Source organism: Streptomyces sp. NPDC006624, assembly GCF_040611555.1.
Taxonomy (GTDB): domain Bacteria; phylum Actinomycetota; class Actinomycetes; order Streptomycetales; family Streptomycetaceae; genus Streptomyces.
Map to the genome: position 1 here is coordinate 649,923 of NZ_JBEXOM010000001.1, position 17,359 is coordinate 667,281.

18 protein-coding genes and 1 pseudogene are annotated in these 17,359 nt (G+C 72.8%); 16 read left to right on the top strand and 3 right to left on the bottom strand.

From position 1 onward, the window contains the following. Nucleotides 1-15: 15 nt before the first annotated feature. Nucleotides 16-486: a Fe-S cluster assembly sulfur transfer protein SufU gene (gene sufU / locus ABZY20_RS02905; RefSeq protein ID WP_356435607.1), complete on the top strand. Its 471-nt coding sequence runs from the start codon at nucleotides 16-18 to the stop codon at nucleotides 484-486. After that, nucleotides 483-815, top strand: a complete 333-nt coding sequence (locus ABZY20_RS02910) for a metal-sulfur cluster assembly factor (RefSeq protein ID WP_010039749.1) — start codon at nucleotides 483-485, stop codon at nucleotides 813-815. The genes sufU and ABZY20_RS02910 overlap by 4 nt, the downstream gene beginning before the upstream one ends. A gap of 57 nt (nucleotides 816-872) precedes the next feature. On the opposite strand, the gene ABZY20_RS02915 is transcribed toward ABZY20_RS02910, so the two are convergent. Beyond that, nucleotides 873-1,709: an AbfB domain-containing protein gene (locus tag ABZY20_RS02915; RefSeq protein WP_356435609.1), complete on the bottom strand. Its 837-nt coding sequence runs from the start codon at nucleotides 1,707-1,709 to the stop codon at nucleotides 873-875. A 180-nt stretch (nucleotides 1,710-1,889) separates the two neighbouring features. Here ABZY20_RS02915 and ABZY20_RS02920 point away from each other — a divergent pair, with 180 nt between their 5' ends. The 5 genes and pseudogenes from ABZY20_RS02920 to ABZY20_RS02940 form a co-directional block, all read left to right on the top strand. Beyond that, the gene (locus tag ABZY20_RS02920; protein WP_356435611.1) at nucleotides 1,890-2,210 is read left to right on the top strand and encodes a multidrug efflux SMR transporter; all 321 of its coding nucleotides are present in this window, start codon (nucleotides 1,890-1,892) and stop codon (nucleotides 2,208-2,210) included. Then, complete coding sequence (locus ABZY20_RS02925; protein WP_356435613.1) at nucleotides 2,210-2,746, top strand: TetR family transcriptional regulator; 537 nt, start codon at nucleotides 2,210-2,212, stop codon at nucleotides 2,744-2,746. The genes ABZY20_RS02920 and ABZY20_RS02925 overlap by 1 nt, the downstream gene beginning before the upstream one ends. A gap of 82 nt (nucleotides 2,747-2,828) precedes the next feature. Next, entirely contained in the window at nucleotides 2,829-3,818 is a 990-nt protein-coding gene (gene dapD, locus ABZY20_RS02930) for a 2,3,4,5-tetrahydropyridine-2,6-dicarboxylate N-succinyltransferase (protein WP_356435615.1), read from the top strand. Nucleotides 3,819-3,923: 105 nt separating this feature from the next. Beyond that, nucleotides 3,924-4,154 (top strand): hypothetical protein, encoded by a 231-nt coding sequence (locus ABZY20_RS02935; RefSeq protein WP_356435618.1) that lies wholly within the window; start codon nucleotides 3,924-3,926, stop codon nucleotides 4,152-4,154. Nucleotides 4,155-4,321: 167 nt separating this feature from the next. Next, nucleotides 4,322-4,789 (top strand): annotated as a pseudogene (locus ABZY20_RS02940) (SigE family RNA polymerase sigma factor); the annotation flags it as partial. Nucleotides 4,790-4,974: 185 nt separating this feature from the next. Here the strand turns inward: ABZY20_RS02940 and dapA are convergent. Then, on the bottom strand, nucleotides 4,975-5,901 hold the full coding sequence (gene dapA, locus ABZY20_RS02945; RefSeq protein ID WP_356435621.1) for a 4-hydroxy-tetrahydrodipicolinate synthase: 927 nt from the start codon (nucleotides 5,899-5,901) through the stop codon (nucleotides 4,975-4,977). A gap of 119 nt (nucleotides 5,902-6,020) precedes the next feature. On the opposite strand from dapA, the gene ABZY20_RS02950 reads away from it, so the two are divergent. The 3 genes from ABZY20_RS02950 (at nucleotide 6,021) to ABZY20_RS02960 (ending at nucleotide 7,880) form a co-directional block, all read left to right on the top strand. Further along, on the top strand, nucleotides 6,021-6,443 hold the full coding sequence (locus tag ABZY20_RS02950) for a phage holin family protein (protein ID WP_356435623.1): 423 nt from the start codon (nucleotides 6,021-6,023) through the stop codon (nucleotides 6,441-6,443). Further along, on the top strand, nucleotides 6,440-6,805 hold the full coding sequence (locus ABZY20_RS02955; protein ID WP_356435626.1) for a DUF3618 domain-containing protein: 366 nt from the start codon (nucleotides 6,440-6,442) through the stop codon (nucleotides 6,803-6,805). The genes ABZY20_RS02950 and ABZY20_RS02955 overlap by 4 nt, the downstream gene beginning before the upstream one ends. Nucleotides 6,806-7,205: 400 nt before the next feature. Beyond that, nucleotides 7,206-7,880, top strand: a complete 675-nt coding sequence (locus ABZY20_RS02960) for an antibiotic biosynthesis monooxygenase (protein WP_356435629.1) — start codon at nucleotides 7,206-7,208, stop codon at nucleotides 7,878-7,880. A gap of 33 nt (nucleotides 7,881-7,913) precedes the next feature. Here the strand turns inward: ABZY20_RS02960 and ABZY20_RS02965 are convergent, their stop codons facing one another. After that, a complete protein-coding gene (locus ABZY20_RS02965; protein ID WP_356435630.1) occupies nucleotides 7,914-9,740 on the bottom strand; it encodes an endonuclease/exonuclease/phosphatase family protein in 1,827 nt (608 codons plus the stop codon). Nucleotides 9,741-10,044: 304 nt separating this feature from the next. On the opposite strand from ABZY20_RS02965, the gene ABZY20_RS02970 reads away from it, so the two are divergent. The 6 genes from ABZY20_RS02970 to ABZY20_RS02995 all read left to right on the top strand — a co-directional run bounded on the left by ABZY20_RS02970 (nucleotide 10,045) and on the right by ABZY20_RS02995 (nucleotide 17,317). Then, nucleotides 10,045-11,463 carry a hypothetical protein gene (locus ABZY20_RS02970; RefSeq protein ID WP_356435632.1) on the top strand — a complete coding sequence of 473 codons (1,419 nt, stop codon included), beginning with the start codon at nucleotides 10,045-10,047 and terminating at the stop codon, nucleotides 11,461-11,463. A 154-nt stretch (nucleotides 11,464-11,617) separates the two neighbouring features. After that, nucleotides 11,618-13,060 carry an alkaline phosphatase PhoX gene (locus tag ABZY20_RS02975; protein WP_356435633.1) on the top strand — a complete coding sequence of 481 codons (1,443 nt, stop codon included), beginning with the start codon at nucleotides 11,618-11,620 and terminating at the stop codon, nucleotides 13,058-13,060. A 341-nt stretch (nucleotides 13,061-13,401) separates the two neighbouring features. Continuing rightward, the gene (locus tag ABZY20_RS02980; RefSeq protein ID WP_356435636.1) at nucleotides 13,402-14,985 is read left to right on the top strand and encodes a TROVE domain-containing protein; all 1,584 of its coding nucleotides are present in this window, start codon (nucleotides 13,402-13,404) and stop codon (nucleotides 14,983-14,985) included. A gap of 105 nt (nucleotides 14,986-15,090) precedes the next feature. Continuing rightward, on the top strand, nucleotides 15,091-15,732 hold the full coding sequence (locus ABZY20_RS02985; RefSeq protein WP_356435637.1) for a GntR family transcriptional regulator: 642 nt from the start codon (nucleotides 15,091-15,093) through the stop codon (nucleotides 15,730-15,732). Nucleotides 15,733-15,758: 26 nt separating this feature from the next. Beyond that, on the top strand, nucleotides 15,759-16,775 hold the full coding sequence (locus tag ABZY20_RS02990) for a 1-aminocyclopropane-1-carboxylate deaminase (RefSeq protein ID WP_356435640.1): 1,017 nt from the start codon (nucleotides 15,759-15,761) through the stop codon (nucleotides 16,773-16,775). A 137-nt stretch (nucleotides 16,776-16,912) separates the two neighbouring features. Next, nucleotides 16,913-17,317 carry a VOC family protein gene (locus ABZY20_RS02995; protein WP_356435643.1) on the top strand — a complete coding sequence of 135 codons (405 nt, stop codon included), beginning with the start codon at nucleotides 16,913-16,915 and terminating at the stop codon, nucleotides 17,315-17,317. Nucleotides 17,318-17,359 lie beyond the last annotated feature (42 nt).

The following is a 17,359-nucleotide window of genomic DNA, read 5'->3' on the forward strand; positions in this document are numbered from 1 at the left end:
GCGTGAGCTGAGACCGTGAAGCTGGACTCGATGTACCAGGAAGTCATCCTGGACCACTACAAGAACCCGCACGGGCGGGGCTTGCGGGATGGCGACGCCGAGGTGCACCACGTCAACCCGACGTGCGGCGACGAGATCACGCTGCGCGTGAAGTACGACGGCACGACGATCGAGGACGTCTCGTACGAGGGCCAGGGCTGTTCCATCAGCCAGGCCTCGGCGTCCGTGCTGAACGAACTGCTGGTCGGCAAGGAGCTGGCGGACGCGCGGAAGATCCAGGAGACCTTCCTGGAGCTGATGCAGTCGAAGGGGAAGCTCGAGCCCGACGACGCGATGGAGGACATCCTGGAGGACGCGGTCGCGTTCGCCGGGGTGTCCAAGTACCCGGCCCGGGTCAAGTGCGCCCTGTTGAGCTGGATGGCCTGGAAGGACGCGACGGCCCAGGTACTGGGCGGAGCCGACGCCGAGAAGGAGACGACGGCATGAGCGAGACCGTGGAGATGAAGCCGGCCTCGGAGGAGGAACTCCGTGAGGCCCTGATGGACGTCGTCGACCCTGAGCTGGGCATCGACGTCGTCAACCTGGGCCTGATCTACGGCATCCACGTCGACGAGTCGAACATCGCGACCGTCGACATGACCCTGACCTCGGCGGCCTGCCCGCTGACGGACGTCATCGAGGACCAGGCGAAGTCCGCCACGGACGGCCTCGTGAACGAGCTGCGCATCAACTGGGTCTGGATGCCGCCGTGGGGCCCGGACAAGATCACGGACGACGGCCGGGAGCAGCTTCGGGCGCTCGGGTTCAACGTCTGAGATCCACTGATCGACACAGGGGCGGCACCTTCCGGGGTGCCGCCCCTGCGTGTGTGGTCAGCCGAGCCCGGCCACCAGGTGGAACGCCGAGTCAGCGCGGTAGAGGTCGCTGTGCTCGTACGGCTCCAGGCGGAGCTGGAAGCTCCGGTGGCGGAGGAAGCGGCCGGGGTAGTTCACCGACTCCAGCATCGTCGCGCCCGCCACGGACGAGGGGCGGGGACAGAACGTGGCGTCCTGGCGGAAGAGGGCCGAGCCGTCGTCGGGGTTCGCGGCCAGGACGAAGTCGCGGTGGCGCAGGTAGCGGCCGTCCGCCGTGGTGAAGGACAGGCAGGAGGAGTCGGCCAGGCCGGGCACGCGCCGGAAGGTGGCGTCCGCGCGCTGCTGCCCGCTGGAGCCGATCCGGTCCAGCCGGACGTAGCCGTCGCGCACACGCCAGTAGCGGTCGGGGTAGTTGACCGACCGCAGGGACGTGCCGGTGGCCGCCGGGGGCGCCGGGGACTTCGCCGGAGGGCGCGAGGCGGTGGGCTTCGGGGCCTTCTCAGCGGGGTCCGGGCCGGGGGAGGCGCTGCCGGACGGTGCGCCCGTGGTGGGCGTGGAGGACGGGCGGCCGTCCTGCTCGCCGCGGTCCGGGCCCGCGCTCCGGGACGGGGTCGCGAAGGAGATCAGCCCGCCCGGCGCCGACGCGGCGAGCGCCGTCGGCTCCGCCACCCGCGGGGCCGACACGGCGGAGTCGTTCTCCATCACGGTCAGAGCCGTGACGCACGCGGTGATCGTGGCCAGGGCGAGGGCGCCCGCGAGCCACAGCCGCCGGGTTCCCGGCGCCCGGGTGGTGTCCGGGGCCCAGCCGCTCTCCCAGGGGCGGTCCTGTGGCGGCCGGGACTTGTCTGCTGGCATGCGCTGTACCTCCGGCGGGGCACCCTTGATGGCGACGCGGTTGTGGTGGCCCGGTGTGTGACCGGTGACACCGTAGTGGACCGCTGTGACTCCTGGGGCTCGTTTGGGGAGAGCGGTTTCCCGTGGATGCCCGGCCCCCGTTGTGTACGGGCGTACAGATCGATGTGTACGCTCGTACGCATGGGATACCTGCTGCTCGCCGGGGCCATCGCCGCCGAAGTGGGGGCGACCACCGCGATGAAGTACAGCGACGGCTTCAGCAGAGCCGTGCCGTCGCTGCTGACGGTCCTCGGCTACGTCCTCTCCTTCGCCCTGCTCGCGCAGACACTGAGGACCGTCTCCGTCGGCACGGCCTACGCCATCTGGGCCGGGGCCGGCACCGCCGCGATCGCCGGCATCGGAATCGTCTTCCTCGGCGAGGGCATGACCGCCGCCAAGGCCGCCGGGATCGCGCTGATCATCGCCGGGGTCGTCGTGCTGAACCTGGGAGGTGCCCACTGATGCCCCGGCGCCACGACCCCGAGCGGCGGCAGCGGATCATCGACGCGGCGATCCGGGTGGTGGCGGAGAAGGGCATCGCCGGGCTGAGCCACCGCACCGCCGCCGCCGAGGCGGACGTGCCGCTCGGCTCCACGACGTACCACTTCGCCACCCTCGACGAGCTCCTCGTCGCCGCCCTGCGCCAGGCCAACGAGGGCTTCGCCGAGGTGATCGCCGCGCGCGGCGGCCTGACGGACCCCCGCTCCGATCTGGCCGCCGAACTCGCCGGGTGGATCGGGGAGTGGCTCGCCGGTGACCGCACGGGGGTGGAGCTGGAGTACGAGCTGTACCTCGCCGCCCTGCGCAGACCGGCGCTGCGGCCCGTCGCCGCCGAGTGGGCCGAGGGCGTCGCCGCGCTGCTGGCCCGGCGCACGGACCCGGTGACCGCGCGGGCGCTGGTGGCGGTCATCGACGGCATCTGCCTGCAGGTGCTGCTCACGGAAACGCCGTACGACGAGGACTACGCGCGCGAGGTGCTGCGCCGGGTGACCGGCTGAACAGGGGGCGGGGGCGCTCGCACCCTGAGACGCCCTGCGCCCGGGTTAGCACCGACGCGCCCCGGCCGGTTAGGTTGCCCTCATGACCGACACGACTGCTCCTCGCACCACCGGCGCCGTGGCCGCCGGCCTCGCCACGATCGCCGCCGACGGCACCGTTCTCGACACCTGGTTCCCCGCGCCCGAGCTCACCGACGAGCCCGGCCCGTCCGGCACCGAGCGGCTGTCCGCCGAACGTGCCGCGGAGCTGCTCGGCGGCGGCGCCACCGCGGCGGTCGGCCCGGACGCCCGCCGGGGCGTCGAGGTGGTCGCGGTCCGCACGGTCATCGCCTCGCTCGACGAGAAGCCGGTCGACGCGCACGACGTCTACCTGCGCCTGCACCTGCTCTCGCACCGCCTGGTCAAGCCGCACGGCCAGAGCCTGGACGGCATCTTCGGCCACCTCGCCAACGTCGCCTGGACCTCGCTCGGCCCGGTCGCCGTCGACGACCTGGAGAAGGTGCGGCTCAACGCCCGCGCCGAGGGCCTGCACCTCCAGGTGACCTCCGTCGACAAGTTCCCGCGCATGACGGACTACGTGGCCCCCAAGGGCGTCCGCATCGCCGACGCCGACCGGGTCCGCCTCGGCGCGCACCTCGCCGAGGGCACCACCGTCATGCACGAGGGCTTCGTCAACTTCAACGCCGGCACGCTCGGCACGTCGATGGTCGAGGGCCGCATCTCCGCCGGGGTCGTCATCGGCGACGGCTCGGACATCGGCGGCGGCGCCTCCACCATGGGCACCCTGTCCGGCGGCGGCAACGTCATCATCTCCGTCGGCGAGCGCTGCCTGATCGGCGCCGAGGCGGGCGTCGGCATCGCCCTCGGCGACGAGTGCGTCGTCGAGGCGGGCCTCTACATCACCGCAGGCACCCGCGTCACCATGCCCGACGGCCAGATCGTCAAGGCCCGCGAGCTGTCCGGCGCCTCCCACATCCTCTTCCGCCGCAACTCGGTCACCGGCACCGTCGAGGCCCGGCCGAACAACGCGGTGTGGGGCGGTCTCAACGAGGTGCTGCACAGCCACAACTGACGCCCCGTACGGATGACCCGGCGTGACCTTCCGGTGGTTTTGGCAGATGAACGGGTGGACGCAGTGTCCGATCAGACGCCGAGACGACGAAACGAGGACCGGGGCATGAGGAACGAGCGGGGGCGGGCCGTGGGGCGGCTGGTGGCCGGGGTGGCCGCGCTGGTGGCGGTGTGCTGGATGCCGGTGGGCGCCGCGCACGCCGACGAGACCAACGCGCACTCGCACAACGGCCACCGGGTCGGCCTGCTCAACGTCAACGTCGGGCAGATCGACGACCCGGCGGAGGACGTGCTGGAGCACACGCTGCTGTTCGGCGACGGATACCTCTGGAACTGACGCCGGGAGCCGGTACGACGAGGGGCGGCCCTCACCGTGGACATCCGCGGTGGGGGCCGCCCCTGTTTCCTGTCCGGCCGGGTGGCATGGCCGGAGGCGGCCGGGCGCGTCCCAGGGAGTACGGGGAGCGGACACCGGGTCCGCCCCTGGGCAGAGCGAAGGTGACGATGGATGCCGAAGCACAGGAGAGCTTCCGGGAATTCGCGGCGAACCGGTCGTCCGCGCTGCTGAAGACGGCCGTCCTGCTCAGCGGCGGCGACCGGCACGCGGGCGAGGACCTGCTGCAGAACGCGCTGATCAAGGCGGCGGGCCGCTGGCACCGCATCGAGGAGCCCGAGGCGTACGTCCGGCAGATCCTCTACCGGCAGCAGGTCAGCCGCTGGCGGCTGAAGTGGCCGCGGCGCGAGCTGAGCGTCGCCGAGCCGCCGGACACCGGCACCGGCCAGGACGCCTCGGGTGCCGCCGAGTTGCGCCTGGTGATGCGCGGCGCCCTGGCCCGGCTGACCGCACGGCAGCGCACCGTGCTGGTGCTGCTCCCCCAAGCTCTCGACTTCGCTCGAGCAGGGGGTACCCCCAACTTCGAGGACCTGCCCGAGGGGGAGGTGGCCCGGATCCTGGGCTGCTCCGTCGGCAGCAGCTGCTCGCCTGGGCCGACGCGAAGTCGCTCGTCGCCTGGGACATCGGGGCGGACGGCAACGAGTACCGCCAGCGGCTGGTGCCCGTCGATGCCGGCGGCGGCAGAGCCGTCCCGCTCAGCGGCCTCCGCTCGCCGAAGGACAACACCGAGGGGCGGTGGCAGCCGGTGTTCGCCGAGCGGTGATCAGGTCGCGGTGAGATCCGCGTGCAGCGACAGCAGCGTGCGGGTCGTGGCGGGGGCGGCGGGGCGCAGCGGTGGGCGCACCGGGCCCGCGGGGAGGGCCAGGGCGTTCAGCAGCGCCTTGGCCGTGACGGCGCCCGGCAGGCCCGCCGACATGATCGCCTCGATGAGGGGGGTGGCCCGCTGCTGGAGGCGGGCCGCCTCCCGCGTCCGGCCCGCGTCGAAGGCGTCCAGGACGGCCCGCAGGTGGTCCGGGACCGCGTTGGCGACCGTGCTGACGTACCCCGAGCCGCCCACGGCGTACAGCGCCAGGTTGTGTTCGTCGCAGCCCGCGTAGTACGCCAGGTCCGTGCGGTCCAGGATCCGCTGGGCGGCCAGGAAGTCGTAGGAGCAGTCCTTGACGGCGACGATGCCGGGGTGCTCGGCGAGGCGCAGGAGCGTCTCCGGCTCGACGCGGGTGCCGGTGCGGGCGGGGATGTCGTAGAGCATCACGGGGATGCCCGTGGCGTCGGCGACCTCGCGGAAGTGGGCCTCGACCGCGTCCTGCGGTGGCCTGCTGTAGTACGGCGCCACCACCAGCAGGCCGTCCGCGCCCGCCTTCTGCGCCCCGCGGGCCAGCTCGACGGTGTGGCGGGTGTCCGGGGTGCCGACGCCCGCGACGATCGACGCCCGGTCGCCGACGGCCTCGCGGACGGCGGTGATCAGGGCGGACTTCTCGGCGTCCGTGGTCGTCGGGGACTCGCCGGTGGTGCCGGACAGGACGAGGCCGTCGCAGCCGTGGGCGACCAGGTGGACGGCGAGGCGCTGGGCGCCGTCGAGGTCCAGGGCGCCGGACGGGGTGAACGGGGTGATCATGGCGCAGAGGGCGCGGCCGAAGGGGGAGGGGAGGCTCATGGGAGTAGTCTCGGCGCCCCTTCCTCTTAGCTCCATTTAATTCTCCTGTCGTTTATTGTTAAGTGGTGCTTCAGTGTGCGTCGGCGAGCGGGAGGGCGTAGCCGGGGCGGTGTCCGGGTACTCGGGGGTCCCATGCCGAGAGGAGGCGGAACACCGTGACCGGGACCATGGATCATCGCGCCGCCGTGCGCGACGAGCACCACTCCGTGGGCGAACTCGTCGGACAGGCCGCGGAGCAGCTCTCCCGGCTCGTGCGGCAGGAAGTGGCTCTGGCCAAGGAGGAGATCGCCGCGAAAGGGCGGCGTGCGGGGCGGGGCGGCGGGCTGCTCGGGGCGGCGGGCGCCGTCGCGTACGCCGGGTTCCTCGCGCTGGCCGGGACCGGTGCCGCCGCGCTCTCGCTGGTGCTGCCCGTCTGGGCCGCGGCGCTCATCGTGACGGGGGTGCTGTTCGCCCTCGCGGCCGTGCTGGCCGCCGCCGGACGGGGGCAGTTGCGGCGGGCCGCGCCGCCGACGCCCGAGGTGACGCTGGAGAGTGTCCGGGCGGACGTGGAGACGATCAAGGAAAGGGCGCATCGATGACCGAACCGACGGGTGGGGCGAAGGGTCCCGACGAGCTGCGGGCGCAGATCGAACGGACGCGCACGGAACTCGGCGACACCGTGCAGGAGTTGGCCGGGAAGGCCGACGTGAAGGGCAGGGCGAAGGCCCGGGCCGCCGACCTCCGGGACAAGGCCGGGGCGATGACGGTGCAGCTGAAGAGCACCGCGGCGCATGCGGGGCACTCCGTGCAGGAACGGGCGGCGCACGCGGGGCCCGGGCCGGTGCGGACGGTCGTGCAGGCCGGGATGCGGCATCCCAAGCCGGTGCTGATGGCCGGGGCGGCCGCGGGAGTGGTGGCCGTCGGGGTGCTGCGGTGGAGGCATGCGCACGGGTATCGGTGAGTAGGCCTGCGGGTGTTCGTGGGTGCCTTCGGCTGCGGGCGCCTGCGGTGGCCTGTGGCTGCTGTGGCGGGGTGCTGACGCCGGGTTGTGGGCGGGAGAGAGTGAGTGCGGTGCCTGCGGCGGCCTGTGCGGCGTGGGTGGAGTGCGCGTCGCGCCTTCGCGTTGAGTTCGGGGCGGGGCCGCGCCCGGGGGTGTCCGTCCCCGGAACGGCGCGATGGGGTCGGATGCCGAGTCGCTGTCCGTCGACGCGCCATCCGCTGCGGGCGGACACCCCCCCGGCACGGCCCCTTCCGTGCGTGCTCGCGTGCGGGGGCTTCCGGGTGCGGCCCTTGACCTCAAGTCCGGTCGAGGTCGGAGGGTGGTGTGCGTCGTCATCTCGCGCACACGAGTGGAGAGTTCCATGCGGACCGAGCAGCATCCCGATCTCACCGACCCGCGGATCGGCGCCCCCTTCTTCAGCACCTGGCGGGTCGGCAGTCCCGAGCGGCAGGCGGAGACGGTGGAGGCGATCGCGCGTACCTGGGAGCGGCGGCCCTGGCCCGCGAACGGGCTGCTGGGGTACCACGTCTACGCCGGGCACGACGGGTCGACGCTGATGCACTACTCGCAGTGGAGCGGCGAGCAGGCGTTCGAGGCGTTCGTCAAGACGCACCGGCAGGAGCGCGTCGACGAGATCGACACGGCCGTGCCCGGGATCGAGCGGGTGGGGCTCGGGCGGTACCGGCGGTACCGGAGCCGGGAGCGGGCCGTGGGGGACGAGCGGGTGCCGGGGCTGGTCGTGACCGTGCGGGTCGACTTCGAGGCCGGGGAGCGGCGCGGGGAGTGGGTCGACCTCGTGCTGAAGGCACTGGGGGACGATCCGGAGGGGCACGCGGGGCTGGTGTCCGCCCACTTCCACCTGAGCACCGACGGCGGGCACGTGCTCAACTACGCCGAGTGGGAGAGCGCCGAGGCGTACGACCGGGCCCTTGCCGCGCCGTCCGGCGAGGCGTGGGAGCGGGTGCGGACGTATCCGGGAGTGGTGGGCTTCGCGGGCAGCCGGTACGCGCACGTTCTCGGGTTGCTGCCCGGGTGAAGGGGGCCGGCTGCGGGCCGGCCCCCTGCCGTGTCACGGGCGGAAGCGCAGGACCTGCGGGTCGTGGTCGCTGATCTGGTCGTGGAACTCCGCGTTGACGTGCACGCTGTCGTACTCGAAGTCGCAGCCGCGGCGGATCGACGGGCTGATCAGGATCTGGTCGAGAGCCTGGCTGTTGCCCTGGTAGACGTACGAGTAACGCTCGCCGCGGGGCAGCGACTTGATCGCCGACCACAGTTCGCCGCGGCCCTCGAGGAGCTCCGTGGTGCGCGAGAACTCGAAGTCGTTGATGTCGCCGAGCGTGACGACGTCCGCGTTCTTCTGGGTGTCGAGGATGTCCTTGACGAAGGCGTTCACCACGGTCGCCTGCTGGTGGCGCTGCGTCTCGGAGCTGCGGGACGGCGGCTGGTACTGCGAGGTCAGGGGCTGGTCGCCGCCCTTGGAGTTGAAGTGGTTGGCGATCACGAAGACCGTGCGGCCGCGGAAGACGAACTCGCCCGCCAGCGGCTTGCGGCTGTTCTCCCAGGCCGCGTCGGTGGGGGCGATGCGGCCGGGGCTGAGGGTCAGGTGCGCCTTGCCCCGGATCTTCGTCACGCCCGTCGCCGTGGTGGCGTCGCCGCCCGCGCGGTCGGTGAAGGACACGCGCTCCGGGTTGAACAGGAACGCCTGGCGGATGTTGCCGCCGGGCTGGCCGCCGTCGACGCCGTCGGCCGGGTCGATCGAGCGCCAGTCGTACCTCGGGCCGCCGGCCGCGACGATGGCGTCGATCAGCTTGCCGAGCGTCTCGTCGGCGGCGACCGTGCCGTCGTTCTTCGAGCCGTTGTTGTCCTGGATCTCCTCCAGGGACACGATGTCCGGCGACTGCAGGTTGTTCACGATCGCGGACGCGTGCGCGGTGAACGTGCCGTCGGACGGGTCGAGGTTCTCGACGTTGTAGGTGGCGACCGCCAGTTCGAAGGAGCGCTGCTTGCGGGTCGTCTCGCGCTCCAGGACGCCGCTCTTCAGCGTGCCGAGCTCACTGGCGACCAGGGTGTAGCCGCCGTACTGGCTGTAGTCGAGGGGGCCGGTGGTGGCGCCCTCCAGGGTGTCGCCGACGTTCGCCTTCGGGAAGGCCGCCGGTGCGCCGAGGGACTGGACCTGCAGGCGGCCCGTGTTCTGGGCGTCGTAGGAGCCGTAGACGGTGCCGCCGCGGCGGTTGCGGTTCTCGTGCGGCTTCACCGTCACCCAGAGCTCGGTGTACGGGTCGGTGGCGCCCACGACGCGGGTGTCGGCGACCCGGACCGTCATGCCCTCCAGCGACTCGTAGTAGTCCAGGGCGTACGTCGACGGGTCGAGGGGCAGGGCGTTGATCGAGCCGTTCGCCGCGTCGCCCTCGGGTGCGTAGGCGGCCGGGACCGAACGCGCGGTGACGGCCGTGGCGTCGGGCAGCGCGTTGCCGCCGGAGACGACGGTGGTCGTCGGCTTGGTGATCTCCGTCAGGGCCTGGTTGCCGGAGGCCGTGCCGCCGGGGACGTACTCGGAGACGGTGCCGCTGACCGTGACCGCGTCACCGACGGCGACCCCCTTGGGGGCGGAGCCGGTGAAGACGAAGACGCCCTCGCTGGTCGCCGGGTCGGCGTCGGGGTTCGGGTCCTGGATCCAGAAGCCGCGGGAGGAACCGTAGGACCGGATGCCGGTGACGATTCCGGCCACGTCGGTGACCTGCTTGCCGGCGTACGGGGACATCCGGGTGTTGCCCTGGATGTCGTGGACGCGCACCGACTCCGCGTGCGCGGGGGTGGTGAGGACGATGGTGGAGGCCGCGGAACACGCGGCGGCGACGGTGAGCGCGGCGAGGCGCGCGGACGACTTGCTCGGCAACGGGATTCCCTCCGGGGACGTGACAGGGCGCCGGGACGAGGGTGGTGCGTGGACTGTCTGCCGCTACCTGTGGGGCGGGCGGTTGACGCGCGTAGAGGGCGGTGGACGGGGCCTGTGGTGGGGGCAGCCCGGTGAACAAGTGTCCGCCGACTTCTACGCGCGTCAATCTCCAGCCTGTTCATGTCACTTGTCAAGGTTTCGGCCATGTACGGCGGCCGACGGGGAGATGAAGTGGGCGGCATGGGTGGAAATCCGTCTAGGCTGAGCGGTTGAGTCACCTGAGGCGCGCTAGGAGAAACAGCCGATGTCAGACAGCTCCCCCCTGCCGCCGGTGCGGCTGCACACCGAAGCGGAGCTGGCGCGCGACGCCCTGTCCACGCCGTTGCTGTCCCGGGCCGCCCGGCTCGCCCGCTGGGCCGGACCCGGCACCCGTGTCGACGCCGGAGGAGGGCTGGTCGACGAGCAGTTGCCCGCGGCCGCCGAGGCGCTCGGGCTGAGCGGGGACGACGCCGCCGCCGACGCCAGTGAGGCGTGGCGGGTGGCGGTGGACGCCGGGCTCGTCGAGGTCGTCGACGAGGAGGAGGGCACCGTCCGGGCGGGCCAGGACCTCGCGCTGCTCACCGGCGGCTCGCCGCAGGACGTGCTCACCGTGTGGCTCGCGGCCCTGGAGACCGTGCTCGCCGACGCGACCGTGCCCGACCTGGACGGACTGCTCGGCGACGACGGCGAGCCGGACCTGACCGCCCTCGACTGGGACCCCGAGGCCGAGGCCGAGTTCCTCGACGGCGTGCTCGGCAACCTCTATCTGCTCACCACCGGCGAGGACAGCCCCGGCGGCGCCCCGGTGCCGCTGCCGGCGCTGGCCGCCTCGGTGATCGTGCCCGGTGACATGAGCGAGCCCACCAACGACGTCCTGGAGCAGGTCTCCGACGCGATGATGCGGCTGGACGGCCAGTTCCGGATGCTGGAGCCGGTGGGCTTCGTCGCGTACCGGCCCGTCGACGAGGCACTCATGACCGACGCCGACGAGGAGCCCGCCGCGCCCGTCGACGACACCGACGTCTCCCGCTACGGCGTGGTCCGGCTCACCCCGCTCGGGCTGTACGGCATGCGCGCCCGGCTCCTGGAGGCCGGGTTCGACGCGCCGGCCGTCGGCGACCTCGCGGACAAGGGGGCCGACGTGCTGCTGGACGGCACGGCCGCGTTCCCGCCGGCGGCCGCGCAGGCCGAGACCGAGCAGTGGCTGGCCCGGCGCGAACCGCTCGCCGCCGCACGGGAGTTGCTGGCGGCGGCGCGCGGCGCGGACCCCGGGGCCCCGCTGCGGCGGCTGCGGTGCCAGCAGGCGCTGTCCCTCGTGGGCGCGTCGGCCGAACCGGCGCTGCGGGAGGTGCTGGACGACCCCGAGCTGGGCGGTCTCGCCCGGGTGTGGCTGACCGAGCACGGGGCGGCCGACGTGCCGGCGCCGTCCGAGGCGATGGTGTACTGGCTGACCATCGACACGCTGGCGGCGCAGCTCGCCGCGGAGGGCAACTCCGAGGAACTGCGGGCGCTGGTGCAGGGGCTGGCGCAGCAGCACAGCGGCTTCTTCGCGGCGGTGTGGCGGGTCGACCACCCCGCGACCGCCGACGTGCTGGAGGCGATGGGGCGGCTGCACCCCGACAAGAAGGTGGCGAAGGAAGCGCGGAAGGCCGCGTTCAAGGCGCGGTCGCAGCAGGGCGGCTGATCCCGGATCCGCGGGAGCGGCGTCGTCGCGGCTTGTCGCGCCGTTCCCCGCGCGCCCAGGACGCTGTTCAACCCTCGTTCACCTGTGAGCGGAACGGTGATGCCGCACGAGGTCCGCCACCCTCCACGGCATCCCCACCGTCACAGGAGACAGCATGTCGCTCACCCGCAGGGACTTCGCCAGAACCTCCGCGATCACCGGTGCCGGTGTCGCGCTGGCGGGCAGTGTCGGCGCTCTCGCCACCGCTCCGAACGCGCTGGCGTCGTACGACACGGAGAGCGCGGACGGGCCGGCGGACGCCCGCCACGGCGCCGGCTACGGGCCGCTCGTCCCCGACCCCGAGGGCATCCTCGCCCTGCCGGCCGGCTTCACGTACGAGATCCTCACGTACAGCGGCCGGACCAGGCTGGAGTCCGGTGAGTTCACTCCGTCCAACCACGACGGCACCGCCGCCTTCGACGGCCCGCGCGGCACCACCCTGCTCGTCAACAACCACGAGCTGAAGGGCCCGCGCGCCAACTGGAAGTACCCGGTCCCGCTCACCGAGGGCCTCGTCTACGACCCGGCCGCCTCCGGTGGCTGCACGGTCGTCGAGATCCGCCCCGACGGACGGGTCGCGGAGTGGGTCGGCATCGCCGGCACCTCCACCAACTGCGCCGGCGGACGCACCCCGTGGGACACCTGGCTGACCTGCGAGGAGAACTCCGACAAGGCCGGCGTCAACGGCATGACCAAGGACCACGGCTACGTCTTCGAGGTCGACCCCTGCGACCGGCGCGCCAACCGCGACCCCAAGCCGCTGAAGTTCTTCGGCCGCTACGACCACGAGGCCGTCGTCATCGACCCCCGGCGCGGCCACGCCTACCTCACCGAGGACGCCTCCAACCCCAACGGCCTGCTCTTCCGCTGGACCCCGCCGCGCGGATTCGCCCACGGCCCCGGGAAGTTCCGGGGGCTCGCCGACGACGCCGGGGTCCTCCAGGCGCCCAAGTGCTACGACTCCGGCGGCCGCTTCGTCGACGACCTGTCGCGCGCCACGAGGATCGGCACCGTGTACGGCGTCGACTGGGTCGACGTACCCGACCGCGACGCCCGCACGACGCCCGTGCGCAAGCAGTTCGGCGACGGCGAGATCACCCGCGCCCGCAAGCTGGAGGGCATGTGGTGGGGCGACGGCGGCGCCTACATCGTCTCCTCCTTCGCCCGCGCCGAGAGCCCCGCCCGGCACGACGGGCAGGTCTGGTTCTACGACCCCAGGCGCCGGACGCTGACGCTCAAGGTCCTGCTCGGCGTGAACCCCGACCCCTCCGCGGACGGCGCCCTCGACGGCCCCGACAACATCACCGTCTCCCCGTACGGCGGGCTGGTCATCGCCGAGGACGGGGAAGGCGTCCAGCACCTGTTCGGCGCCACCGACAGCGGCCGGACCTACCCCATCGCGCGCAACGAACTGAACATCGGCACCGCGGAGGAGCCGGAGTACAGCGAGTTCGCCGGCGTCACCTTCTCGCCCGACGGCCGCACCCTGTTCGCCGGCATCCAGACGCCCGGCATCCTGCTCGCCATCACCGGCCCCTGGAAGCGGCAGAAGCGCTAGGTAATTCGCTCGCAGTCCCGCGGCGGCGCCTCCTAGAGTGAGATCACAACGTCACGCACCTCCCGGTGCGATGGCGGCGGCTACTTCTCTTCCAAAGAATCCGACGCCGCCGCCGACTTGATCTCGGGAGGCGCAGCATCGGGTGGGTGCCCGGTGCGCAGGCGACGGTTACTTCCTTTGATCGGACGGTTGCGGGTTCGAGTCCCGTCGGCGACTTCGGGTCGCCGTAGCTCAATCGGTAGAGCTTCCGGATGAGTCCGTCGCCGACCCCTGTCCTCGGGCACCCTCCTTTTCCCTGCCGCGCCTCCCTCGAACACTCAGTGAATTCGGGGGAATTCATCATGGCGCGATTCAACGGCAAGGCGGCGCGGGCACGTCCCGTCTCGCGGGTGACGTCCACGGGGCGGGTGCTGCGCACGTACGAGGGCGGCCGGGGCCGCGAGCGGGACGCCCGGTCCGAGCTGTTCCTGCTCGCCGTGTCGAACTTCGTCTCCCAGCGGACCTTCTACGAGACCGGCGACGACCGCGACGACCGCTTCGCGCAGCTCGTACGCGAACTCGCCGTCACCGACCCGGAGTGGACGGCCGGCCTGCTCGGCTGGCTGCGCGGCGCGGGCAACCTGCGCACGGCCTCCCTGGTGGGCGCCGCCGAGTACGTCAAGGCACGCCTGGACGCGGGCGCGACCGGCGGTCCCGCCAACCGGCAGGTCGTCGACTCCGTGCTCCGGCGGCCCGACGAGCCCGGTGAACTGCTCGCGTACTGGACCACGCGGTACGGGCGCAACGTGCCCAAGCCGGTCAAGCGCGGCCTCGCCGACGCCGTGCGCCGGCTCTACCACGGCAAGGCGCTGCTGAAGTACGACACCGCCTCCAAGGGCTACCGCTTCGGCGACGTCCTCAACCTCGTGCACGCGGCCCCGGACCCGGACAAGCCGTGGCAGGGCGAGCTGTTCCGGTACGCGCTCGACCGGCGGCACCACCCGGACACCGCCGTGCCGCCCGCCTCCAGCCGGACGCTGGTCGCGCACCGCGCGCTGATGGCGCTGCCCGTCGAGGAGCGCCGGGCGCTGGTGACCTCCGAGGGCGGTGCCGAGCGGCTGGCCGAGGCCGGCATGACGTGGGAGATGCTGGCGGGCTGGCTTCAGGGGCCGATGGACAGGGCGGCCTGGGAGGCCGTCATCCCGTCCATGGGCACCATGGCGCTGGTGCGCAACCTGCGCAACTTCGACGAGGCCGGCGTCCGCGACGAGGTCGCCGAGCAGGTCGCCGCGCGGATCAGCGACCCGGCGGAGGTCGCGCGCTCGCGGCAGTTCCCCTTCCGCTACCTCGCCGCCTACCAGCACGCGCCGTCGCTGCGCTGGTCGTACCCGCTGGAGCGGGCGCTCGGTCACTCGCTGGCCAACGTGCCCGCGCTGCCAGGCCGGACGCTGGTGCTCGTGGACCGCTCCGGCTCGATGTTCTGGTCGCGGCTGTCCGACCGCTCGGAGCTCAACCGCGCCGACGCGGCGGCGATCTTCGGTACGGCCCTCGCGCTGCGGGCGGAGCGCGCGGACCTCGTCCAGTTCGGCTCGACGAGCGACCGCGTGCGGTTCCGCCCGGGCGAGTCGGTGCTGAGGATCCTCGACCGCTTCGGCGACCTGGGCGGCACCGACACCACGGAGGCGGTGCGCCGGCACTACAGGAAGCACGACCGGGTGCTGATCGTCACCGACGAGCAGTACACGCACCACCACCGGGGCGACCCCACCGAGCAGGTCCCGGCCGACGTGCCGGTCTACACCTGGAACCTCGCCGGGTACCGGGCGGGCCACGGTCCGTCGGGCACCGCGAACCGGCACACCTTCGGCGGGCTGTCGGACGCGGCCTTCCGCATGGTTCCGCTGATCGAGTCCTCCCGGAACGCCGACTGGCCCTGGGCGGCCTGAGACACCGTGGCCCGCACCACGTGGGGAGTGCGGGCCACGGCCCGGTCCGCTTTCTCCGGTCGGCTCTCTTGTGGGGCGGAGAACTGACATCTAACATTTCAGTTCATGGAGACCATGCGGCCCGTGCCCCGGACCCTGCTCAGGGACCGGGCGTACGAGGCGATCCGGGACGCCATCGTGGCCGGGGAGCTCGAACCGGGTGCGGTGGTGCGGGACGCGGAGCTCGCGGAGCGGCTCGGGCTGTCCCGGGCGCCGGTGCGGGAGGCGTTCTCCCGGCTGGTGGACGAGGGGCTGCTGGAGAGCAAGCCGCAGAGCTACACCCGTGTCACCCCGCTCACGGCCTCCGACGTCCGGGACGCCGCCGCCGTGGTCGGCGCGATGCACGAACTGGTCACGCGGGTCGCCGTCCCCCGGCTGACCGACACGGACCTCGCGGCGATGCGGGCCGCCAACGAGCGGTTCGCCGCCGCCGTGGGCGGCGCGGACGTCGACGCCGCCCTGCGCGCCGACGACGCACTCCACGACGTCCTCGTCCGCGTGAGCGGCAACCGCGCCGCCGCCGCGACCGTCGCCCGCTACACCCCTCTCATCCGCCGCCTGGAGCGACGGCGCTTCGGCGAGGGGGGCAGCTGCCGCTCGGCCGGGCTGCACGAGCGGCTCATCGAGGCCTGCGCGGCCGGTGACACGGCCGAGGCGGTCCGCGTCACGGCGGAGATCTGGCGGGGGCTCGAAGAACTCGCCGACTGAGACCAGCCCCCACCCCGGGAGGACCCGTGTCCCTTTCCTCGTACGCCCGTTACCCCCTGCTCTTCGGACCCTCGCCCGTGCACCGTCTGGAACGCCTGACCGCGCACCTCGGCGGGGCCTGTCTCTGGGCCAAGCGCGAGGACTGCAACTCCGGGATCGCCTACGGCGGCAACAAGACCCGCAAGCTGGAGTACCTGGTCGCCGACGCCCTCGCCCAGGGCTGCGACACGCTCGTGTCGATCGGCGGGGTGCAGTCCAACCACACCCGCCAGGTCGCCGCCGTCGCCGCCCGGGCCGGGCTCAGGTGCGTGCTCGTGCAGGAGAGCTGGGTCGACTGGCCGGACGCGGTGTACGACAAGGTCGGCAACATCCTGGTCAGCCGGCTCGCCGGGGCCGACGTACGGCTGGTGCGGGCCGGGTTCGGCATCGGCTTCAAGGAGAGCTGGGAGCAGGCGCTGCGGGAGGTCGAGGAGGCGGGCGGAAAGCCGTACGCCATCCCGGCCGGGGCCTCCGACCATCCGCTCGGCGGGCTCGGTTTCGCCGGCTGGGCCCATGAAGTGGCGGAGCAGGAGCGGGAGCTGGGCGTCTTCTTCGACACCGTCGTGGTGTGCTCGGTGACCGGGTCGACGCAGGCCGGCATGGTCGCCGGGTTCGCCGCCCTGGAGGAGGCGGGCGGACGGCCCCGGCGCGTGCTCGGCGTCGACGCCTCCGCCAAACCGGCCGCCACCCGGTCCCAGATCGCCCGCATCGCCCACCGCACCGGGCAACTGATCGGTGTCAGGCGGGAGTTGACCGAGGCCGACGTCGAGCTGGACGAGCGGTACCACGCGGGCACGTACGGCGTCCCCGACGAGACCACGCTGGAGGCGATGCGGCTCGCCGCCCGCACGGAGGGGATGGTCACCGACCCCGTGTACGAGGGCAAGTCCATGGCCGGGATGATCGACCTGGTCTCCCGCGGCGAGATCGGCCCCGACTCCACGGTGCTGTACGCCCACCTGGGCGGTCAGCCCGCGCTGAACGCGTACAGCGCGCTGTTCTAGGCCGTGTCCGCGAGGAGGAGCGGGGCGCGGACCCCGCCTGGTTTTCGGCGGCGTGCGGAACGGACCGGCCGGGCCGGGAATGAACCGGCCGGCCGGCGGGTTGTCAGCCGTTACCCCGAGGCCGCCGAGGAGCCGAGATGCCCGAAGAACCAGCCGTCCGTGAGCTGCGTCTGGTCGTGACCGCGGACGACTACGACGCCGCCCTGCGCTTCTACCGGGACGTCCTGGGGCTGACCGAACGGGAGGCGTTCGCCTCGCCGGACGGGCGGGTCACCATCCTGGAGGCCGGGCGGGCCACGCTGGAGCTGACCGATCCGAACCACGCCGCGTTCATCGACGAGGTCGAGGTCGGCCGGCGGGTCGCCGGGCACGTCCGGGTCGCCTTCCAGGTCGACGACTCCGCCGCCGCCACCGCGCGGCTCGCCGCCGCCGGGGCCGAGGTCCTCGCCGAGCCGGTCCGGACCCCCTGGAACTCGCTGAACTCCCGTCTGGAAGCCCCCGGCGCCCTCCAGTTGACCCTGTTCACCGAGCTGGACGACTGAGAGGCGGGGGGCCTGCCGGCACCCGGCCGACCTGCGACGCCT

What these genes read in the sequence shown, in the direction of transcription:
- ABZY20_RS02920 (WP_356435611.1), top strand. Translation starts at nt 1,890, where the DNA reads ATGGGATACCTGCTGCTCGCCGGGGCCATCGCCGCCGAAGTGGGGGCG.
- ABZY20_RS02975 (WP_356435633.1), top strand. Translation starts at nt 11,618, where the DNA reads ATGTCGCTCACCCGCAGGGACTTCGCCAGAACCTCCGCGATCACCGGT.
- ABZY20_RS02980 (WP_356435636.1), top strand. Translation starts at nt 13,402, where the DNA reads ATGGCGCGATTCAACGGCAAGGCGGCGCGGGCACGTCCCGTCTCGCGG.
- ABZY20_RS02970 (WP_356435632.1), top strand. Translation starts at nt 10,045, where the DNA reads ATGTCAGACAGCTCCCCCCTGCCGCCGGTGCGGCTGCACACCGAAGCG.
- ABZY20_RS02985 (WP_356435637.1), top strand. Translation starts at nt 15,091, where the DNA reads ATGGAGACCATGCGGCCCGTGCCCCGGACCCTGCTCAGGGACCGGGCG.
- ABZY20_RS02915 (WP_356435609.1), bottom strand. Translation starts at nt 1,709, where the DNA reads ATGCCAGCAGACAAGTCCCGGCCGCCACAGGACCGCCCCTGGGAGAGC.
- ABZY20_RS02955 (WP_356435626.1), top strand. Translation starts at nt 6,440, where the DNA reads ATGACCGAACCGACGGGTGGGGCGAAGGGTCCCGACGAGCTGCGGGCG.
- ABZY20_RS02995 (WP_356435643.1), top strand. Translation starts at nt 16,913, where the DNA reads ATGCCCGAAGAACCAGCCGTCCGTGAGCTGCGTCTGGTCGTGACCGCG.
- ABZY20_RS02910 (WP_010039749.1), top strand. Translation starts at nt 483, where the DNA reads ATGAGCGAGACCGTGGAGATGAAGCCGGCCTCGGAGGAGGAACTCCGT.
- dapD (WP_356435615.1), top strand. Translation starts at nt 2,829, where the DNA reads ATGACCGACACGACTGCTCCTCGCACCACCGGCGCCGTGGCCGCCGGC.
- ABZY20_RS02960 (WP_356435629.1), top strand. Translation starts at nt 7,206, where the DNA reads ATGCGGACCGAGCAGCATCCCGATCTCACCGACCCGCGGATCGGCGCC.
- ABZY20_RS02925 (WP_356435613.1), top strand. Translation starts at nt 2,210, where the DNA reads ATGCCCCGGCGCCACGACCCCGAGCGGCGGCAGCGGATCATCGACGCG.
- dapA (WP_356435621.1), bottom strand. Translation starts at nt 5,901, where the DNA reads ATGGAGCTAAGAGGAAGGGGCGCCGAGACTACTCCCATGAGCCTCCCC.
- ABZY20_RS02935 (WP_356435618.1), top strand. Translation starts at nt 3,924, where the DNA reads ATGAGGAACGAGCGGGGGCGGGCCGTGGGGCGGCTGGTGGCCGGGGTG.